This window comes from Aeromonas sp. 102P (genome assembly GCF_051920345.1).
GTDB classification, from domain to species: Bacteria; Pseudomonadota; Gammaproteobacteria; order Enterobacterales; family Aeromonadaceae; genus Aeromonas; species Aeromonas veronii.
The window spans coordinates 4,161,299-4,180,812 of record NZ_JBQBCZ010000001.1; the positions used below are offsets into that span (position 1 = coordinate 4,161,299).

General features: G+C 60.3%; 17 protein-coding genes. 11 read left to right on the plus strand and 6 right to left on the minus strand.

Going from position 1 to position 19,514, the window contains the following annotated elements; all coding sequences use genetic code 11:
• Nucleotides 1-172 precede the first annotated feature (172 nt).
• From miaB to lnt, 5 genes are all read left to right on the plus strand, one after another.
• Nucleotides 173-1,606: a tRNA (N6-isopentenyl adenosine(37)-C2)-methylthiotransferase MiaB gene (gene miaB / locus ACTG1K_RS19540; protein ID WP_440006451.1), complete on the plus strand. Its 1,434-nt coding sequence runs from the start codon at nucleotides 173-175 to the stop codon at nucleotides 1,604-1,606.
• A 54-nt stretch (nucleotides 1,607-1,660) separates the two neighbouring features.
• A complete protein-coding gene (locus ACTG1K_RS19545; protein WP_005335135.1) occupies nucleotides 1,661-2,710 on the plus strand; it encodes a PhoH family protein in 1,050 nt (349 codons plus the stop codon).
• Nucleotides 2,707-3,171, plus strand: coding sequence for an rRNA maturation RNase YbeY (ybeY, locus tag ACTG1K_RS19550; protein ID WP_101529543.1), 465 nt, complete (start codon nucleotides 2,707-2,709; stop codon nucleotides 3,169-3,171). Before ACTG1K_RS19545 ends, ybeY begins: the two co-directional genes overlap by 4 nt.
• Before the next feature lie 95 nt (nucleotides 3,172-3,266).
• Nucleotides 3,267-4,151: a CNNM family magnesium/cobalt transport protein CorC gene (gene corC / locus ACTG1K_RS19555; RefSeq protein ID WP_005335139.1), complete on the plus strand. Its 885-nt coding sequence runs from the start codon at nucleotides 3,267-3,269 to the stop codon at nucleotides 4,149-4,151.
• A 148-nt stretch (nucleotides 4,152-4,299) separates the two neighbouring features.
• Nucleotides 4,300-5,844, plus strand: a complete 1,545-nt coding sequence (lnt, locus tag ACTG1K_RS19560) for an apolipoprotein N-acyltransferase (RefSeq protein ID WP_302245438.1) — start codon at nucleotides 4,300-4,302, stop codon at nucleotides 5,842-5,844.
• A 67-nt stretch (nucleotides 5,845-5,911) separates the two neighbouring features.
• On the opposite strand, the gene ACTG1K_RS19565 is transcribed toward lnt, so the two are convergent.
• From ACTG1K_RS19565 to ACTG1K_RS19575, 3 genes are all read right to left on the minus strand, one after another.
• Nucleotides 5,912-7,096 (minus strand): MerR family transcriptional regulator, encoded by a 1,185-nt coding sequence (locus tag ACTG1K_RS19565; RefSeq protein ID WP_440006454.1) that lies wholly within the window; start codon nucleotides 7,094-7,096, stop codon nucleotides 5,912-5,914.
• 157 nt (nucleotides 7,097-7,253) lie between these two features.
• The gene (gene recJ, locus ACTG1K_RS19570) at nucleotides 7,254-8,984 is read right to left on the minus strand and encodes a single-stranded-DNA-specific exonuclease RecJ (RefSeq protein ID WP_113739677.1); all 1,731 of its coding nucleotides are present in this window, start codon (nucleotides 8,982-8,984) and stop codon (nucleotides 7,254-7,256) included.
• A complete protein-coding gene (locus ACTG1K_RS19575) occupies nucleotides 8,950-9,597 on the minus strand; it encodes a disulfide isomerase DsbC N-terminal domain-containing protein (protein ID WP_005335146.1) in 648 nt (215 codons plus the stop codon). Before ACTG1K_RS19575 ends, recJ begins: the two co-directional genes overlap by 35 nt.
• A 316-nt stretch (nucleotides 9,598-9,913) precedes the next feature.
• Between ACTG1K_RS19575 and mscL the strand changes: the two genes are divergently transcribed.
• A complete protein-coding gene (mscL, locus tag ACTG1K_RS19580; protein WP_047438040.1) occupies nucleotides 9,914-10,324 on the plus strand; it encodes a large-conductance mechanosensitive channel protein MscL in 411 nt (136 codons plus the stop codon).
• Between the two features lie 72 nt (nucleotides 10,325-10,396).
• Here mscL and xerD read toward each other — a convergent pair whose 3' ends face one another.
• Nucleotides 10,397-11,296 (minus strand): site-specific tyrosine recombinase XerD, encoded by a 900-nt coding sequence (gene xerD / locus ACTG1K_RS19585; protein ID WP_075115057.1) that lies wholly within the window; start codon nucleotides 11,294-11,296, stop codon nucleotides 10,397-10,399.
• A gap of 250 nt (nucleotides 11,297-11,546) precedes the next feature.
• Between xerD and fldB the strand changes: the two genes are divergently transcribed.
• The 3 genes from fldB (at nucleotide 11,547) to ACTG1K_RS19600 (ending at nucleotide 15,008) form a co-directional block, all read left to right on the plus strand.
• Nucleotides 11,547-12,065 (plus strand): flavodoxin FldB, encoded by a 519-nt coding sequence (gene fldB / locus ACTG1K_RS19590; protein WP_075113479.1) that lies wholly within the window; start codon nucleotides 11,547-11,549, stop codon nucleotides 12,063-12,065.
• Nucleotides 12,066-12,267: 202 nt separating this feature from the next.
• Nucleotides 12,268-13,668 (plus strand): TldD/PmbA family protein, encoded by a 1,401-nt coding sequence (locus ACTG1K_RS19595; RefSeq protein ID WP_440006457.1) that lies wholly within the window; start codon nucleotides 12,268-12,270, stop codon nucleotides 13,666-13,668.
• Entirely contained in the window at nucleotides 13,668-15,008 is a 1,341-nt protein-coding gene (locus tag ACTG1K_RS19600; RefSeq protein ID WP_440006459.1) for a TldD/PmbA family protein, read from the plus strand. Before ACTG1K_RS19595 ends, ACTG1K_RS19600 begins: the two co-directional genes overlap by 1 nt.
• Nucleotides 15,009-15,070: 62 nt before the next feature.
• Here the strand turns inward: ACTG1K_RS19600 and ACTG1K_RS19605 are convergent, their stop codons facing one another.
• Together ACTG1K_RS19605 and ACTG1K_RS19610 are read right to left on the minus strand one after the other, a co-directional pair.
• Nucleotides 15,071-15,631, minus strand: coding sequence for a hypothetical protein (locus ACTG1K_RS19605; protein ID WP_440006461.1), 561 nt, complete (start codon nucleotides 15,629-15,631; stop codon nucleotides 15,071-15,073).
• An 83-nt stretch (nucleotides 15,632-15,714) separates the two neighbouring features.
• Complete coding sequence (locus tag ACTG1K_RS19610) at nucleotides 15,715-16,209, minus strand: zinc ribbon-containing protein (protein WP_005335155.1); 495 nt, start codon at nucleotides 16,207-16,209, stop codon at nucleotides 15,715-15,717.
• Between the two features lie 145 nt (nucleotides 16,210-16,354).
• Here ACTG1K_RS19610 and leuS point away from each other — a divergent pair, with 145 nt between their 5' ends.
• Nucleotides 16,355-18,931 (plus strand): leucine--tRNA ligase, encoded by a 2,577-nt coding sequence (leuS, locus tag ACTG1K_RS19615; RefSeq protein ID WP_319920089.1) that lies wholly within the window; start codon nucleotides 16,355-16,357, stop codon nucleotides 18,929-18,931.
• A gap of 98 nt (nucleotides 18,932-19,029) precedes the next feature.
• Entirely contained in the window at nucleotides 19,030-19,512 is a 483-nt protein-coding gene (locus ACTG1K_RS19620; protein WP_005335160.1) for an LPS-assembly lipoprotein LptE, read from the plus strand.
• Nucleotides 19,513-19,514: the final 2 nt, after the last annotated feature.

Here is a 19,514-nt window from a genome sequence, read left to right on the forward strand (position 1 = left end):
ACAAACGGGGAATTGCTGCGTCAAATCAAGGAGAAAGCTTATTGAGCTTGCTGGCAACAGGTATCGGGTGAGCACCATTGCCAGCTGGATATTAGCTAGGCAGTATCCAGATTGCGGAGTAAAATGCGCGGTCCTTTGACCATGCCGATTTCAAAACAAGTCAAGAGAAGCAATGAGCAAGAAACTTCACATTAAAACCTGGGGTTGCCAGATGAACGAGTATGACTCGTCCAAAATGGCCGACCTGTTGGATGCCAGCAATGGCTACACCCTTACCGAAGAGCCCGAAGAGGCAGATGTCTTGCTGCTGAATACCTGCTCCATCCGCGAAAAGGCGCAGGAGAAGGTGTTCCACCAGCTGGGACGCTGGAAAAAGCTCAAGGCCAACAAGCCCGGTCTGGTGATCGGCGTGGGTGGCTGCGTTGCCTCTCAGGAGGGCGATGCCATCCGCCAGCGCGCTCCCTATGTGGATATCGTGTTCGGCCCGCAGACCCTGCATCGCCTGCCCGCCATGATCAAGGAAGTGCAAGAGGGCCGTGGTGCCCAGGTTGATATCGCCTTCCCCGAGATCGAAAAATTCGACAGCCTGCCCGAACCGCGCGCCGAAGGGGCCACCGCGTTCGTCTCCATCATGGAAGGCTGCTCCAAATACTGTACTTACTGCGTGGTGCCCTACACCCGCGGTGAAGAGGTGAGCCGACCGCTGGACGACGTGCTCTACGAAATCGCCCAGCTCGCCCAGCAGGGCGTGCGCGAAGTGAACCTGCTCGGCCAGAACGTCAACGCCTACCGCGGTCCGACCTTTGATGGCGGCATCTGCACCTTCGCCGAGCTGCTGCGTCTGGTGGCTGCTATCGACGGTATCGATCGCATTCGCTACACCACCAGCCACCCGATCGAGTTCACCGACGACATCATCGAAGTCTACAAAGATACCCCGGAAGTGGTCAGCTTCCTGCACCTGCCGGTGCAGAGCGGCTCCGACCGCATCCTGACCATGATGAAGCGCCCGCACACCATCCTAGAGTACAAATCCAAGATCCGTCGCCTGCGTGCCGCCCGTCCCGACATCACCATCAGCTCCGACTTCATCGTTGGCTTCCCGAATGAGACGGACGAAGACTTTGAAGCGACCATGAAGCTGATCGAGGATGTGGGTTTCGACATGAGCTTCAGCTTCATCTTCAGCCCGCGCCCGGGCACCCCGGCCGCCGACATGCCTGACGATGTCGACATGGAAGTGAAGAAAGCCCGTCTGGCTCGCCTGCAGCACGTCATCAACAACCAGGCGATGCAGATTAGCCGCGCCATGCTGGGCACCACCCAGCGCATCCTGGTGGAAGGCCCCTCCAAGCTCGACCCGATGCAGCTGTGTGGCCGCACCGAGAACAACCGGGTGGTCAACTTCGAAGGCCAGCACACCCTGATCGGCGGCTTTGCCGACGTGGAGATCACCGAGGTGCGTCCCAACTCCCTGCGCGGCAAGTTCATCCGCGGCGAGAGCGAGATGAACCTGCGGATCGCCACCGCCCCGAGCGAAATCCTGGCCCGTCGCCCGGATAACGTACCGGACGAGCTGGGCGTTGCCGCCTTCACTCCCCATTAATCCCCTCCTCCCCATTCGCCCGGCGGATGGGGAGCGCCTTGAGACGAGGATATTTTGAGCCGACACATCTCGACCCTGAATCTGCATCTGGAGCCCGCCGACAACCAGCGCCTTGCCAGCCTGTGCGGCCCCTTCGATGACAACATCAAGCAGCTGGAGCGCCGCCTCGGCGTCGAGATCAGCTACCGTGACAGCCACTTCCAGCTGGTGGGCAAACCGGCCCAGCTGGATGCCGCCGCCGTCATCCTCAAGCACCTCTATGTGGAAACCCAGCCCCTCAAGGGTGGCAAGGTGACCGACATCACCCCCGACATGGTCCATCTGGCCATTCAGGAGTCGCGGGTGCTGGAGCAGGATGACGAACCGGCGCCTAGCATCCCCTATGGCAAGGAGGTGACGGTCAAGACCAAGCGCGGTCTCATCAAACCACGCAGCCCAAATCAGGCCCAGTACATCGCCAATATCGTGCGCCACGACATCTGCTTCGGCATCGGCCCGGCCGGTACCGGCAAGACCTATCTGGCGGTCGCGGCGGCGGTGGATGCGCTGGAGCGTCAGGAAATTCGCCGCATTTTGCTGACTCGCCCGGCGGTGGAAGCGGGGGAGAAGCTCGGCTTCCTGCCCGGGGATCTATCCCAGAAGGTGGATCCTTACCTGCGCCCGCTCTACGACGCCCTGTTCGAGATGCTGGGCTTTGAGCGGGTCGAGAAGCTGATGGAGCGCAACATCATCGAGGTGGCGCCGCTCGCCTATATGCGCGGAAGAACCCTCAATGACGCCTTTATCATTCTCGATGAGGCCCAGAACACCACCACCGAGCAGATGAAGATGTTCCTGACCCGCATCGGCTTCAACTCCAAGGCCGTGGTCACCGGCGACATCACCCAGGTCGACCTGCCGCGCAACGCCAAATCCGGCCTGCGCCATGCTCTGGAAGTGCTGCAAGGGGTCGATGGTCTGTCGTTCAACTTCTTCGAGTCCAAAGACGTGGTGCGCCACCCGGTGGTGGCCCGTATCGTGCAGGCTTACGAGGCATTCGATGCCAAACAGGCAGCCGAGAAGGTAGCCGGCCAAACAAACGCCAGCAAAGAGAGTGAGCAATGAGCGTAACCCTGGATCTGCAACTGGCCAGTGCCAGCACTGACGGCCTGCCCACCGAAGCCCAGCTGCAAGGCTGGCTCGACGGCACCATTCTCGGCTTCCAGCAGGAGGCTGAAGTGACGGTGCGTATCGTCGATGAGGCGGAGAGCAACGAGCTCAACCTCACCTATCGCGGCAAGGACAAGCCCACCAACGTGCTCTCCTTCCCGTTCGAGGCGCCGCCCGGTCTGGAGCTGCCGCTGCTCGGCGATCTGGTGATCTGCCGTCAGGTGGTAGAGCGCGAGGCCGAGGAGCAGAACAAGCCCCTGATGGCCCACTGGGCCCACATGGTTGTGCACGGCAGTCTGCATCTGCTAGGTTATGACCATATCGAGGATGAGGAAGCCGAAGAGATGGAAGCGCTTGAGCGCGACATCATGCAGGAGCTCGGTTTTGCCGATCCTTATCTGAACGACGAAGAGTAAAGAACCGGATGGTCATCGTCTTGAAACAGCAGATGGCCATCCTTATATAACCCGAACTATTTCAAGTGTGTTCATACGAGTAACCAAGAGAGAAAATGACCGACGATCACCCTAGTACCGGCTCGCCGAAGAAAACCTGGCTCGACAAACTCAGCCAACTCTTCCAGGGCGAGCCAAAAGACCGCAATGATTTGGTAGACGTGATAGCCGATGCCGAAGAGCGCGACCTCATCGATCAGGACACCAAGGACATGATCGAGGGGGTGCTGGAGATCGCTGATCTTCGCGTGCGCGATATCATGATCCCCCGCTCCCAGATGGTGACCATCGAGAAGTCCCAGCCGGTGGATGCAATCCTGCCGGTGATCATCGAGTCCGGCCACTCCCGCTTCCCGGTGATCAACGAGGACAAGGATCATGTGGAGGGCATTCTGCTCGCCAAGGACCTGCTCCCCTTCGGGTTTGGCGGCCATCACGCCAGCGAGCCGCTGCATCTCGAGAAAATCTTGCGCCCCACGGTGATCGTGCCGGAAAGCAAACGGGTTGACCGTCTGCTCAAGGAGTTCCGTGAAGAGCGCTACCACATGGCCATCGTGGTCGACGAATTTGGTGGCGTCTCCGGTCTGGTGACCATCGAAGACATACTGGAACTGATCGTTGGCGAGATCGACGACGAGTTTGACGACATCGAGGATGAGCCGGACGAAATCCGCCGCCTCAGCAAGCGGGTCTTCTCCATCAGTGCCCTGACCGAGATCGAGGATTTCAACGACTTCTTCGGCACCAAATTCAGCGATGAAGAGGTGGATACTGTGGGTGGTCTGGTGATGCACGCATTCAGCCACCTGCCCAAGAAGGGCGAGGAGATCGAGCTGGATGGCTACCTGTTCAAGGTGATGCACGCCGACCGGCGCCGTCTGCAGCAACTGCAGGTGAAGATCCCCGAACACCACGCGGCGGCGCAATCCGAGCCGCAATAGGCAGCTCTGCTCGATGTGTGAAACAACGCCCCGACCTCGGGGCGTTGTGCTCTCTGCCACCGGCATCGAGGCTCGCCGTTGTCCCGCTTACAGGTTAAGATACCGGCCATTCGACCCCAGTTGCACACCAAGACGAGCACCATCGCCCGTGAGATTATCCCCTGTTACTTCCAAAATTCTGTTAAGCCTCAGTGCGTTGGCCTCTGGTGCCATCGCCGTGCTGGCCTTCTCCCCCTTCGGCTACTGGCCGCTGGTGATCCCCTCCCTGCTTGGCCTCTACGCCCTGCTGGACAAAGCCACGCCGAAACAGGCCGCCTGGCGCGGTTTTGGCTACGCCATGGGACTCTTTTTGCCGGGGCTGTGGTGGATCCATGTCAGCATGACCGAGTTTGGTGGCATCCCGCTACCGGTCGCCTTCGTGCTGCTGGCCGGGCTCTCCGCCTATCTGGCACTCTACCCGACGCTCGCCTGCTGGGTCTTTGCCCGCTTCTTTGGCGGCCGTCACTGGAGCCGCTGGCTGCTCGCCTTCCCGGCCCTCTGGTTGGTCGCTGACTGGCTGCGCGGCTGGGTGATGACCGGCTTCCCCTGGCTCTGGTTTGGTTACAGCCAAATCGACGGCCCGCTCAAGGGATTTGCTCCCATTCTCGGGGTACAGGGCATCACCCTAGCACTGCTATTCTCCGCCTCCGCCATTTGGCTGGTGTGGAAATCCCGCTCGCCACTGTGGCTGGCGGTGCCCGCCCTGCTGGTGGCCGGCGCTCACGGCCTGATGCAGCTCAACTGGGTGACCCGTGGCGAGCCGGTCAAGGTGGCACTGGTGCAGGGCAATATCGCCCAGTCCCTCAAGTGGGATCCGGAGGCGCTGGCCCCCACGGTGCGCACCTATCAGGACTTGAGCCGCGAGAATCAGGATGCCGACATCATCATCTGGCCGGAGTCGGCGATCCCGGCCATCGAGAAGGCGATGGGCCCCTATCTGGAGAATCTGGACAAGGCGATGAAGGTGAACGATACCGGCCTGCTGGCGGGGATCATCCACTACGACGAGCAGCAACAGCGTTTCTACAATACCGTGCTCGGCATGGGGGTGCAGGATGCGGATGGCAAGGAGTCCTACTTCTACAACCACTCCAACCGCTACAACAAGTACCACCTGCTGCCCATCGGCGAGTTCGTGCCGTTTGAAGATCTGCTGCGCCCCATCGCCCCCTTCTTCAACCTGCCGATGTCCTCCTTTAGCCGGGGTGACGAAGTGCAGCCCAACCTGATCGCCAAGGGGCTCAAGTTTGCCGCCGCCATCTGCTACGAGATCATCTTCCCGGAAGAGGTGCGCCGCAACGTCAATACCGATACCGACTTCCTGCTGACCGTCTCCAACGATGCCTGGTTCGGCACCAGTATCGGCCCCTGGCAGCATATGGAGATCGCCCGGATGCGTGCGCTGGAGCTGGCTCGTCCGCTGCTACGGGATACCAATACCGGCATCACCATCGTTACCGAAATCGACGGCAGCATCATCGGCCAGATCCCGCAGTTTGAAGCGGGCGTGCTGCGCAGCGAGGTGCGTCCCGCCCACGGTGAGACCCCCTACATGCGCTTTGGCAGCTGGCCCCTCTACGGCCTGACCGTACTGCTGCTGGGTCTGGCGCTGGCGCTGCGCCCCAAGGCCCACCCCTGGGCCCGCGAGCTGTAATGGCCATCCGCAATCCCCGATAAAAAACGAGGCGCCCGCAGGCGCCTCGTTTTTTTACGACAGCTAATCACGTATCTTTTTGCAGGCAGCAGATCACATAGCCGTAACTGCCCAGATATTGGCGGTGGATGGCCACTTCCCGGCTCAAGTCCTGCCAGGCGGGGCTCTCCCCCAGCTCGTCTCTATAGCGCACCAGATTGACCTCGATAGGGTCCAGATAGTTGTTCCAGGCGCTCATCGGCAACGGAGTGTGTGACAGGCAGCGGTAGCCTGCCGCTTGTATCGTCTCAAACAGGCCCGCCAGCGTCTGCATGGCGGGATAATCCTGCTGCCAGAATGCCAATGCCTCCTCGGGCGGGTTATCGGTCAGCCAGACCGCATCACTGAGCACGATGCAAGCCTGTGGGCTCGCGAGCAGTGGACGCCACGCCTTCAGTGCATTGGCAACCCCCATCACGTAAGCGCTCCCCTCTGCCCAGATGAGGTCGGCCGGAGCCAGATCGTCCGGCAGTGCCGCCATGTTGGCGCAGAGGGTGGAGACATGCTCAAAGCCGGCTGCACGGGCGGAGTGCGCCACGGCGGCCAGTGCCTCCTCTTCCAGATCGATGGCCACAATGGCGGCATCGGTCACCTGAGCCAGCGCCATGGTCGAGGCACCGCGCCCGCAGCCCATGTCGAGGATCCGGCGCGGCCGGATGGGCAAGGCGGCAAACTGCAGCTGAGTGAAGGCGCGATCCCCCGGCCCCCAGTAACTCATGCCATCCAGCAGCTGGATAAAGTCCTTGATGTAACGCTCATGTTCATTCATGTCTTTGCTCAACCATTGCAAGTGGTAGCGATCTTTCTCGCTAAAACCCTGTTTCATCACCCACGCGAAGTAGGCCTCCGGTGCCTCGCGCTGCAGTTGCAGCTGCCAGGCCTTGAATTCCTCACCGGAGCGCGGACGCAACCCTGCCAGATCCGCCAACAGATCCCGGGCGCGCTGCATCCGCGCTAGCTCCTTATCGAGCTCCCTGACCCGGGCCTGCAATGCCGCCTGATCTATCTCGCCAGCCAGACAGGCGAGGCACTGCTTGAGGCTGAGACCACCTGCCTGCAGGGCCTGCACCATCTGCAGTCGCTGCAGATCCTCCTCGTCATAGTGGCGATAGCCGTTGGCGGCCCGGGTGCCGGCAATCACCCCCAGCTTCTCGTAATAGAGCAGGGTGGAGCGGGCGAGGCCGCAGCGGCGGGCCAGTTCGGATATTTTCATGGCAATCACTCACGGTGCGGGCCCTCCGGTGACCCGATAGAGACGAGCTTAAACTGTGAAGCTATAGACAGGTCAACGCCCTTTTCCAGAAATCCGCCAACAAAAACGGCCACCCTCGGGTGGCCGTTGTCAGCGATAGGGCTGCGATGCTATTGACTCAGAGACCGGCCGCCTCCAGATGCTCCACCAGCAGCTGCACGCTGCGGTTGCCGCGCCACTCGTTGACGTCAAGCCGGTAGACAAGCCGCACCCGCTTGACCGAGGCATCGGGCCAGCGCTTGAGATCGACGCCAAAGGCGATGGCATCCACCGCGTGACCGGAATCGGTTGTCAGCATCATTTTGAGGTGCTTCTCCCCCACCAGCCGCTGCTGCACCAGCACGAACTCGCCGTCAAACAGTGGCTCGGGGAAGGCCTGACCCCAGGGGCCGGAGGCGCGAATAAGCTCCGCCAGCTCGATATTGAGTTCGTCCGGCAACAACTCGCCATCGGTGAGCAACACCCCGGTCAAAAGCTCTGGTGTCACCAGCTCACTGATGACCGCCTCAAAGGCCCGACTGAACGCCTCAATGTTGGCCTTGGGCAGGGTCAACCCCGCCGCCATGGCGTGGCCGCCAAACTTGCCCATCAGGCCCGGATGGCGGGTATCGAGCAGTTCCAGCGCATCGCGCAGGTGCACACCGGGGATAGAGCGGCCGGAGCCCTTGAGCTCGGTCTCGCTGCTCTCGGCAAACGCGATGACCGGGCGGTAGTACTTCTCCTTCACCTTGGAGGCCACCAGCCCCACCACCCCCTGATGCCACTCGTCCCGGTGCAGCACTATGCCCGACGGCACCTCGCCATCGCGAAACCGGATCTGCTCCAGAGTGGCGAGGGCCTCCTGCTGCATCCCCTGCTCGATCTCCTTGCGCTCCTGATTGAGGCTGTCCATCTCGGCCGCAAGCTGGCGCGCCAAATTGAGATCATCGCAGAGCAGACAGGCGACCCCGAGGGACATGTCATCGAGGCGCCCTACCGCATTGAGGCGCGGCCCCAGCGCAAAACCGAGGTCGGCGGCGGTGAGGCGGCGACCATCGCGGCCCGACACATCCACCAGCGCCTGAATGCCGGGGCGGCAGCGGCCGGCCCTGATCCGCTGCAACCCCTGATGCACCAGAATACGGTTGTTGCCATCGAGCGCCACCACATCGGCGACCGTGCCGAGGGCCACCAGATCGAGGTAATCCGCCACATTGGGGGCTCGCAACCCTTGCCGTTCGTACCAGCCGAGCTGACGCAGATGGGTGTTGAGGGCCGCCATCAGGTAGAAGGCTACCCCCACCCCGGCCAGCGACTTCGAGGGGAAATCGCAACCATGCTGGTTCGGGTTGACGATGGCATCGGCGTCAGGCAGCTCCTGACCCGGCAAATGGTGATCGGTAACCAGTACCTGCATGCCCGCCGCCTTGGCTGCCGCCACCCCGGCGATGCTGGAGATGCCGTTATCCACCGTGATGAGGAACTCGGCGCCGCGCGCCACCGCCAGCTCGACAATTTCGGGGGTGAGGCCGTAGCCAAACTCGAAGCGGTTGGGCACCAGAAAATCGATGTGGCGCCCCCCCATGGCGCGCAGGGCCAGCACACACAGGGCCGAACTGGTGGCACCATCGCAGTCGAAGTCGCCGACAATCAGGATCCGTTTCTGGGCGGTCAGGGCATCCGCCAGCAGCGGCACCGCCTGCTCCATCCCATAGAGGCGCTGGGGCGGCAACAGCTGGCTGGCGCTGCGCTCCAGCAGGGCGGGATCCTCTACGCCACGGCTGGCGAAGATTTGGCGAAGCAGGGGATGCAGGGTGGCAGGCAGATGGGAATCATCAACTCGCGGACGACGACGGATTTGCAGGGACATCAATATGATCCAGTATCTTGAGCAGTTGTTCGGGGCTCTGATACCCGCGCACCAGATCCCCGTCGGAGGAGACCCAGGCCGGCAGTACCTTGACCCCCAACCATTGGCTCAGGCCAATATTTTGGATAAGGGTCTCACTACATGCCGTTTGAGGCAAATAGGCTTTTAACGGATCATTTTGCAGCAGGGGATCGCTGCACCAGTCGGCGGCCCGTTCGGCGTGATCAATCACCGGATAGAGTGCCACGCTCACCCCGGATGCCTGCAGGTGTTGCAAGGTGCCGGAGAGCTGACGGCGCTTTGCGTCCTGCTCGCCGAGAAACAGCGCAACCCGGTGACGCTCATCCCGGGCCTTGAGCACGATGGGGGCATGAGCCACCTGCGCCAAACCAAGCCGGCGCTGCTCGCGCATACCCGAGATGGTCAGGTTCTTCATGTCGCGAGTCATATCCAGCATGACCCCCTGCACCACATAATCCCCTTTGGCATCGCTGTAGAGCACCCCCTGTGAGGTGCCCAGCATATACAACCCCGCAATCGGGGTCGGTTCAACCAGATAGACGGGGACCCCCAGCCGGGCCGTGATGGTCTGTTTCAAGGCTTGGGTATCCATCCCCGCTCTGGCAGCAAATGTGCACAAAAGCATCATTCCCAGTAGTAAATACTTCACTTGTTTACTCACATGGTATGAATGAATCGACCCAGCAAACTACAGCAGCACAGCTCATCATTCAACCAGCTACTTACCAAAAAATTAATATCACTTTGTACCAAAAAAATGGTTCCCCCCGATTGCCAAGGACTCATAACGCCCGCAAGCTAGTCAGGACGACAGGAACAACGCGGCTTAGCCTCTGTTTTTCCTGACAAGAGTTCGCCCTTTGGCAAGGGTAATCAACGCGCTATCTTGTTTAATTTCGGAGGAAATAATGAGTCTGATTCAAGAGTTCAAAGCCTTTGCCGCCCGCGGCAACGTCATCGACATGGCGGTCGGTATCATCATTGGTGCCGCCTTCGGCAAAATTGTCTCCTCTTTTGTCGGTGACGTGATCATGCCGCCCATCGGCCTGATCCTGGGCGGCGTGGACTTCAGCGACCTGGCGGTCACCCTGAAGGCCGCAGAAGGTGCAACACCCGCCGTAGTTATCGCCTATGGCAAGTTCATCCAGACCATCATCGACTTTCTGATCATCTCTTTTGCCATCTTCATGGGACTGAAGGCCATCAACACCCTGAAGAAAAAGCAGGAAGAGGAAGCCGCCGCCCCGGCAGGCCCGACCAAGGATCAGGAGCTGCTGACCGAGATCCGTGATCTGCTGAAATCCCAGCAAGGGAAATAAGCGCCATCTCCTGTCGTGTAGAGATAAAAAAACCGCCTGCTGGCGGTTTTTTGTTTTTGGGAGGCCAGCCACTCAGGCTCTGGGGTGGTGCTCCCCGTGCAGCGCCTTGAGCCGTTCGTTGGCGACATGGGTGTAGATCTGGGTGGTGGAAAGATCCGCGTGACCCAGCAGCATCTGTACCACCCGCAGGTCTGCGCCGTGGTTGAGCAGATGGGTGGCAAAGGCGTGGCGCAAGGTATGGGGGGAGAGCTCACCGTTGATCCCGGCCCGCAGGGCATAGAGCTTGATGCGGTGCCAGAAGGTCTGGCGGGTCATCATACGGGCCTGCTTGGAGGGAAACACCACATCCGAGCTGGTGCCCCCCAGCAGCAGAGTGCGCGCCTCCCGGTAGTAACGCTCCAACCAGTACATCGCCTCCTCGCCCATCGGCACCAGCCGCTCCTTGTTGCCCTTGCCGACCACCCGCACCAGCCCCTGACGCAGACTGACATGCTCGGCGGTGAGCCCCACCAGCTCGGAAACCCGCAAGCCGGTAGCATAGAGCAGCTCCAGCATTGCCTTGTCCCGCAGCTCCAGCGGGTCGTCCACCAGCGGCGCACTCAGCAGAGCTTCCACTTCCGTTTCGCTTAAATCTGAGGGGAGTTTTTTCGGCAGCTTGGGCCCCTCCAGCAGCACGGTCGGATCGTCGCTGCGCAGCTTCTCGCGGTTAAGGTACTGGTAAAAGCGGCGCAGGGCCGACAAGAAGCGGGCGGTGCTGCTGGCCGCAAACTGGTGATCGACCCGCCAGGCGAGGTAGTGCTGGATCTCGTCCATCCCCGCCAGCAGCAGCGAGCTCCCCTGCTCGTCGAGCCAGAGGGAGAACTTCTCCAGATCGCTGCGATAGGAGCTGACCGTGTTGTCAGACAATCCCCGCTCCAGCCAGAGGGCGTCGAGAAAGGGTTCAATCAGGGGATGGGGGTCGGGTTTGCTCATGGTGCGCTGCAATCAGGGGATCGATGGCCCATTGTAACGCGCCAACTCCTTGGAAAGACAAGGCACTTTCATTGGAAAGATAAGCCACGTTTGCCAGCCCCCTTGCCGGGCGGTGAAGGTCGAATGGCAATCTGCTAGACTGGCACCCTCCCCTTACGTTACCCATCGTGTTGCCCACATGGCGTCGTCCACACGAGCAAGCGAGAAGGCGCCAAAAGCAAGCGAGAAAGCGCCAACAGAGAGAAGAGCGATGAAGATTGGTCTGTTTTACGGTTCCACCACCTGCTACACCGAGATGGCTGCCGAGAAGATCCGCGCCCTCATCGGCCCCGAGCTGGTGGATATTCACAATATCAAGGATGTCTCCCTGCGCCGGATGGAGGATTACGAGATCCTGATCCTCGGCATCTCTACTTGGGATTTCGGCGAGTTGCAGGAGGACTGGGAGTCCCGCTGGGAAGATATCGGCGATCTCCATCTGGAGGGACGCATCGTAGCCCTGTTTGGTCTCGGCGATCAGCTCGGTTATGGCGAATGGTTCCAGGATGCCCTCGGCATGTTGCATGATCAGCTGGTGCCAAAAGGGGTCAAGCTGGTGGGCTACTGGCCCAACGAAGGGTACGAATTCGATGCCTCCAAGGCACTGATCGACGATGGCCGTCACTTCGTCGGACTGGCGCTGGACGATGCCAATCAATATGACCAGACCGATCCGCGCATCGAGCAGTGGGTCGAGCAGATCCTGAGCGAAATCCACGCCCTGCTCTGATCCGTCCCTCTTCCCCCAAGGTGGCCACTCACCCGCTGATGTGGCCGCCCGGGCGCAGTTATCGCACCGATTTTCTCAATCGGTATCATCGCGTGACGCTATAGCGACTTTTTTGTGCTGGTCTGCAACAATGGACTCGACATCCCATAACAATCAGAGCCGGATGTCGGAAGCAAACGGACAGACCAGAAAAGGATATTCTATGACTCCATTCTCCCTGTTGGCCCCCGCCATCGCCCGTGACATACTCGATCACGCGCTGGCGCTGGGTGCCGATTTCGCCGAACTGTTTGTGGAGCGCAAGCGCCGTAGCCAGCTCAGCCTGCTCTCCAGCCAGATAGAGAACATCAGCGGCGGCCTCGATTTCGGTATCGGCGTGCGCCTCTGTTACGGCCACAAGGTGCTCTACGGCTACACCAATCTGGCCAGCCGCGACGAACTGCTGCGCATCGTCACCCTGCTGGCGGCCAAAGACCGCCGCGACCCAGTGGTGACCGCCACCGCCTTCGATTTCACCCGCCTGAGCGATCGCAACCCGGTGGCGCTGCCGCTGTCGGCAGACAAGCTGCTGGAGCAGAAGATCGCCTATCTGCACGCCATGGATGCGGCGGCCCGTGCTGAGAGCGACAAAGTGAGCCAGTTCTCCGGCAACGTGCTGGGCTGGGAGCAGGAGGTGGAAATCTTCAACAGCGAAGGGCTGCAAGTAGCCGATCGCCGCCACTACAACCGCATAATGGCCCAGACCATCGCCATGGAAGGGAGCGAGCAGAGCGTCGGTTACGAGGCTCCCGGCGCCCTGATGGGCTGGGAGCATGCCGATCGCATCGATCCGCGCGAGCTGGCCCTCACCGCCACCCGTCAGGCACTGGTGAAGCTGGGCGCGGCTCCCTGTCCGAGCGGCACCCTGCCGGTCATCATGGAGAACGGCTTTGGCGGCGTCATCTTCCACGAGGCGTGCGGCCACCTGCTGGAGACCACCTCGGTAGCCAAAAAGGCGTCGGTGTTCCACGACAAGATGGGCCAGCTCATCGCCAATCCGGTGGTCAATGCGGTGGATGAAGGCTTGCAGAGCAACGCCTGGGGCTCCATCAACGTCGATGACGAGGGGATGGCGACCCAGCATACCCAGCTCATCAAGGACGGCGTACTGACCGGTTTTCTGGTGGACAGAATGGGGGCCCTCAAGACGGGCTACGCCCGCACCGGCTCCGGGCGGCGCGAATCCTACAAGTACGCCCCCACCTCGCGCATGCGCAACACCTATATCGAACCGGGCAACCACAGCCTCGATGATATGCTGGCCACGGTGGAGCACGGCATCTATGCCAAGAAGATGGGGGGCGGTTCGGTACAGCCCGGCACCGGCGAGTTCAACTTCAATGTGCAGGAGGCCTACCTCATCGAGCACGGCAAAATCACCAAGCCGCTCAAGTCAGCCACCCTGATCGGTACCGGCCCGCAGGTGCTCAAAGAGATCTCCATGGTGGGCCGCAATCTGGCACTGGCCGCCGGCATGTGCGGCTCGGTCTCGGGCTCGGTCCCCACCTCGGTGGGCCAGCCGGCGCTGAAAGCGGACAATATTCTGGTGGGAGGGAACGCCTGATGAGCCAGCTCGACATGAACCAACTGCTCACCCGCCTGCTCGACAAGGTGGCCGACCTCAACGCCGAGGCAGACATCATCGCCAATCAGGAGAAGGCCTTCTCCCTCAAGGCAGACAAGGGCGAGCTGGGGGAATACAAGGTCACCAGCAGTCAGCAACTCGGTATTCGCCTGATCAAAGAGGGTCGGGTCGGCATCGCCTACTCGGAAGCGCTCGATGAGCTGGCGCTGGATGCCATGCTGCAAGATGCGCTCGATGCCAGCCGCTTTGCCAAAGTTGACCCGGATCAGCGCATCTCGGTGGCCAATAGCCGGATCACCACAGATTGCGCCGAGATCAACCAGCCCGATACCACGGCGGTTGAGGAGAAGATCGCTCTGGCCCTGCGCCTCGAATCAGACATGCTGGCCATGCCCGATGTGAGCGGCGCCCCCTACAACAGCTTCTTTGAAGGGGAGAGCCAGCTCTGGCTCGCCAACAGTCAGGGCACCCTCTGCCAGCACGGCGAGTTCAGCGTCGGCTGCTACACCTCGGCGCTGGTGGAACGGGATGGCCGCCAGTCGATGCACTCGCAGGGGCAGTATGGCCGTCGCTTCGACGAGCTGGATAGTCAGGCCCTGATCGAGCAGATCTACGCCATCGCCGATGGACTACTGCCCGGTGAAGCAGTGCCGAGCGGTCGCTACAGCGTCATCTTTAGCACCAACTGCTTCGCCAGCCTGTTTGGCTGCTTTCAGGGTGTGCTGTCGGGCAAGTGGGCCCAACAAGGGATCAACCCCTGGCGCAGCAAGGTCGGCCAGAGCGTGGCGTCACGCTGGCTTACTCTGGAGAGCCGGGTCTATATGCCTGGCGGCATGAACATCAAGGCGTTTGATGGCGAGGGAGCTGCCAGCTCGGATCTGCTGCTGATTGGCGAAGGGGAGCTGAAAACCCTGCTCCACAACAGCGCCACCGCCCGCCACTTTGGCGTCGCCAGCAACGGCTCGGCCGCTCGCGGTGCCCGCAGCGCCCTCGATGTGACCGCTCGCCATCTGGTGTTTGGCGCGGGCCCTCACTGTGAAGCGGAGGTGCAGAGCGGTGACTATCTGGAGCTGGTCAAGCTGGACGGCCTGCACTCCGGTGCCGATGCGGTGAGCGGTGACTTCTCCTTTGGCGCGTCGGGCTTCCTCTGCCGCGATGGGGTGCGACTGCAGCCAGTGCGCGGCATCACGGTAGCAGGCAACTTCTACCGCCTGCTGGGCGAGCTGGAAGCGGTCGGTGACACCCTGCACCACAACGATGGCAAGGGCTTCTACGCCCCGCAGATCCGTTTTGGCGGCCTCTCCGTCGCGGGCAAGTAAACGTCCCGACGAAACCTGCAAGCAAGAAAAAGGCGCCTGATGGCGCCTTTTTGCTATTTATCTCATTCTACAAACGCAGCAGATTTTTTAGCTGATTGCTTTTGTGCCCTTTCTATTGCGCCCAGAAACTCAGGGATTGCATCGGCATAAGACATTCCACCACTAGGATGTTTAACGCATGCCCATTCAACAGGCAATTCAGGCAATTCAGGCAACTGCTCCCACATTTGATGCCCCAAAACAAGGATCACATCTGGCTGTAGTTCCTGCACAACCACTTTCAAAGCACAAACAGCCCGCACCCACATTGCAGTAGTTGGTCGGATACGGCCTACATCCCCAACAAACTCTTGAATGTAGTTATAAAAAGCAACATGCCTCCATGTTTCATGCCGCTCTTCAATACTTACCGCTCCTGCTTCACAGCGTAATAGCTTCGTAAGCTTGGTGAAAAAAGGTGACCCAGCACAAAAAGCATGTTCGTTAACAACGAATTGTGTGTAATCGGGAGAAAGATCTTCCGCATCACCATAATGAGATTCACCAAGAACCATTACTCGCACACCGTAATGGCTTTCGTAATACTTGTCGCCAATATACGGCTTGAAAAAAATCTGCGTCACTGCACTGCATCCTCACATTGTGTTTTCTCAATTCACACCAACGCTGCGGTATCGAACTACGTCGTTCAATAAGCTTTTCAAACTCAGGGTGAAAGCGGCTCGCGGTGATACTCGGCGCAGCCGCACTCGGGGCAAGTATCAAGCTGCTGGGGATGCAGCACGGTATGGCGCCAGCCACACTGGTCGCACACCATGACCCCGAGCCCTACCCAGTCACCCGCTTCGTAAACACCCTTGTGCTCCAGCTCGTCGGCCAGCTCGCGCCACTCCACCTGGGCGCGGTCGGTCACATCCGCCAGCCAGGACCAGGCGGTGTCTTTGAGGGCCAGCATAAAGGCAGACTCTTCCACCTGTGCACTATCGTCATGGCGCCCCTCGTCATAGTTGCCCAGATCCCGCTTCACGTACTCGGCAATGAGCGCCAGTTCGTCCTGAGTCAGGTCGCTGGCAGCCTCCAGATAGGCCTGCACCTTGGCAATCATCCGGTTGAGGCGCTCCCCCTGGAACTCTTCAGTCTCTTGCCACTGTTTTTGCAGCTCGGCAATGAAGGCTTCGTACCCTTTTTGACGTTTGTCCATGGCTCTAACTCCTCTACTAAACCCTGATCTGGCCCGGCTTAAGGCCCAAGGGACGCTGGCGGTTGTTGCCGCCGCAGGATATGGGTATTCTATTGCGATTTCCCAGCTGATTTATCTATTCATTTCACAGATCCGGATGTCACCAATGCAAGAGCAATACGTTCCCCAATCAATCGAACCAGCAGTGCAAAAGCACTGGGATGCCAAGAAAACCTTCAAGGCCGTGGAGAAGGTAGACAAGGAGAAGTTCTACTGCCTGTCCATGTTCCCCTATCCGTCTGGTCGACTACACATGGGGCACGTTCGTAACTACACCATAGGTGATGTGATCTCCCGTTATCAACGCCTCAATGGCAAGAACGTGCTGCAACCCATAGGTTGGGATGCATTCGGTCTGCCGGCCGAGAACGCCGCGATAAAAAACAATACCGCACCGGCGCCCTGGACCTACGAAAACATCGAATACATGAAGAACCAGCTGAAGATGCTGGGTCTGGGTTATGACTGGGATCGTGAAATCGCCACCTGCAAACCGGATTACTACCGCTGGGAGCAGTGGTTCTTCACCAAGCTCTACGAGAAGGGCCTGGTCTACAAGAAGACCTCTTCCGTCAACTGGTGCCCGAACGACATGACAGTGCTGGCCAACGAACAGGTGGTCGACAACTGCTGCTGGCGCTGTGACACTCCGGTGGAGCAGAAAGAGATCCCCCAGTGGTTCATCAAGATCACCGACTACGCCGAAGAGCTGCTCAACGACATCGACAATCTGGAAGGCTGGCCGGAGATGGTCAAGACCATGCAGCGCAACTGGATTGGCCGCTCCGAAGGGGTCAACATCAGCTTCGCTATCGAGGGTCAGGCTGAGCAGCTGGAGGTCTACACCACCCGTCCGGACACCTTCATGGGCGTCACCTATGTTGGTATCGCTGCCGGTCACCCGCTGGCGCTGCAAGCAGCCCAGAACAATCCGGAGCTGGCCGCCTTTATCGAAGAGTGCAAGAACACCAAGGTAGCCGAAGCCGAGCTGGCCACCATGGAGAAGAAGGGCATGGCCACCGGCCTCTATGCCATTCACCCGCTGGATGGCCGCAAGGTACCGGTCTGGGTCGCCAACTTCGTGCTGATGAACTACGGCACCGGCGCCGTCATGGCAGTACCAGCCCACGATCAGCGTGACTTCGAGTTCGCCACCAAATATGGCCTCGACATCAAGGCGGTCATCAAGCCGGTTGATGGCGACGTCGACGTGAGCGAAGCGGCTTACACCGAGAAGGGCGTGCTGTTCAACTCTGGCGAGTTCGACGGTCTCGACTTCCAGGGCGCCTTCGATGCCATCGCCAGCAAGCTGGAAGGGCTCGGCAAGGGCAAGCGCACCGTCAACTACCGTTTGCGTGACTGGGGTGTCTCCCGTCAGCGTTACTGGGGCGCCCCCATCCCGATGCTGACCCTGGCTGACGGCACAGTAGTGCCGACGCCGGAAGATCAACTGCCGGTACTGCTGCCGGAAGATGTGGTGATGGACGGCATCCAGAGCCCGATCAAGGCCGACGCCGAGTGGGCCAAGACCACCTACAACGGTCAGGAAGCGTTCCGCGAGACCGATACCTTCGATACCTTTATGGAGTCCTCCTGGTACTACGCCCGCTACTGCTCCCCGGACTACGACAAGGGCATGCTGGATCCGGCGGCTGCCAACCACTGGCTGCCGGTGGATCAGTATATCGGCGGCATCGAGCACGCCTGTATGCACCTGCTCTACGCCCGCTTCTTCCACAAGCTGCTGCGTGACGCGGGTCTGGTCAACAGCGACGAGCCGTTCAAGCGCCTGCTCTGCCAGGGCATGGTGCTGGCCGACGCCTTCTACTACAAAGACGAGAAGGGCGGCAACGTCTGGGTCAGCCCGACCGACGTCAAGGTCGAGCGTGACGAGAAGGGTCGCATCACCAAGGCCATCGACAACGAAGGCCGTGAAGTGCTCCACTCCGGCATGACCAAGATGTCCAAGTCCAAGAACAACGGCATCGACCCGCAGCTGATGGTCGAGCGTTATGGCGCCGATACCGTCCGTCTGTTCATGATGTTCGCCTCGCCGGCCGAGATGACCCTGGAGTGGTCCGACTCCGGCGTAGAGGGGGCCCAGCGCTTCCTGCGTCGCCTGTGGCGCGTCACCTTCGAACACGTTTCCGGTGGCGCCGTTGCCGCACTCGATGTAGCGGCTCTCACCAACGAGCAGAAAGCGGTACGCCGTGAACTGCACAAGACCATCGCCAAGGTGAGTGATGACGTGGGTCGCCGTCAGACCTTCAACACCGCCATCGCCGCCATCATGGAGCTGATGAACAATCTCTCCAAGCTGGGCAACGACGAGCAGGACCGCGCCCTGATGCAGGAAGCGCTGGAAGCCGTGGTGGTCATGCTCTACCCCATCACCCCTCACATCGGCTTCGAGCTGTGGAAGATGCTGGGCAAGGGGGACGACATCGATCACGCAGCCTGGCCGGTGGCCGATGAAGCGGCCATGGTCGAGACCGAGAAGCTGGTGGTGGTGCAGATCAACGGCAAGATGCGCGGCAAACTGACCGTGCCGGCCGAGATCAGCCAGGCCGATGTCGAGAAGCTGGCGATGGCCGATGCCTCCGTGCAGAAGTTCACCGACGGCCTGACCGTGCGCAAGGTGATCTATGTACCGGGCAAGCTGCTCAACATTGTCGCTAACTAATTGGCTGCCAACTGATCATTGCCAATCTGTGACAGCAAACGGATGATAACGGCGGGCCTTGCGCCCGCCGCTTTCCCTTAATGCAAAGAGGATTTTCTATGGGCACCATCTTCACCCGCTGGATGGCCATCGTGCTGGCTGGTCTGCTGCTGCAAGGCTGTGGCTTTCACATGCGCGGCAACGGCATTCCGAGCGAGCTGATGACCATGAAGGTCGTGGGCGACAACAAGAGCGACTTCTACCGGATGGTTACCACCCGCCTGAAGGCCTCTGGCGTGACCCTGGCCGACAAGGAGGGCATTCCGGTGCTCACTCTGGGCGGCGTAGGCAGCACCAGTCAGGTCGCCTCGGTCAACGCGCTGGGGACGGACACCGAATATGTGCTGGGCTTTGGTACCCAGTTCACCATCTCGGTACCTGGCAAGCCAACTCAGGTCTTCCCCATCAACTTCAACCGCAGCTTCCTCAACAAGCCGGATGCAGCGCTCGCCTCCTCCCGTGAGCAGGAGCAGCTCAACCGCGAGATGCAGGAGCAGGCGGCCAATCAGGTGATCCGGCAGTTGAGTCAGGTCAGCTTCTGATG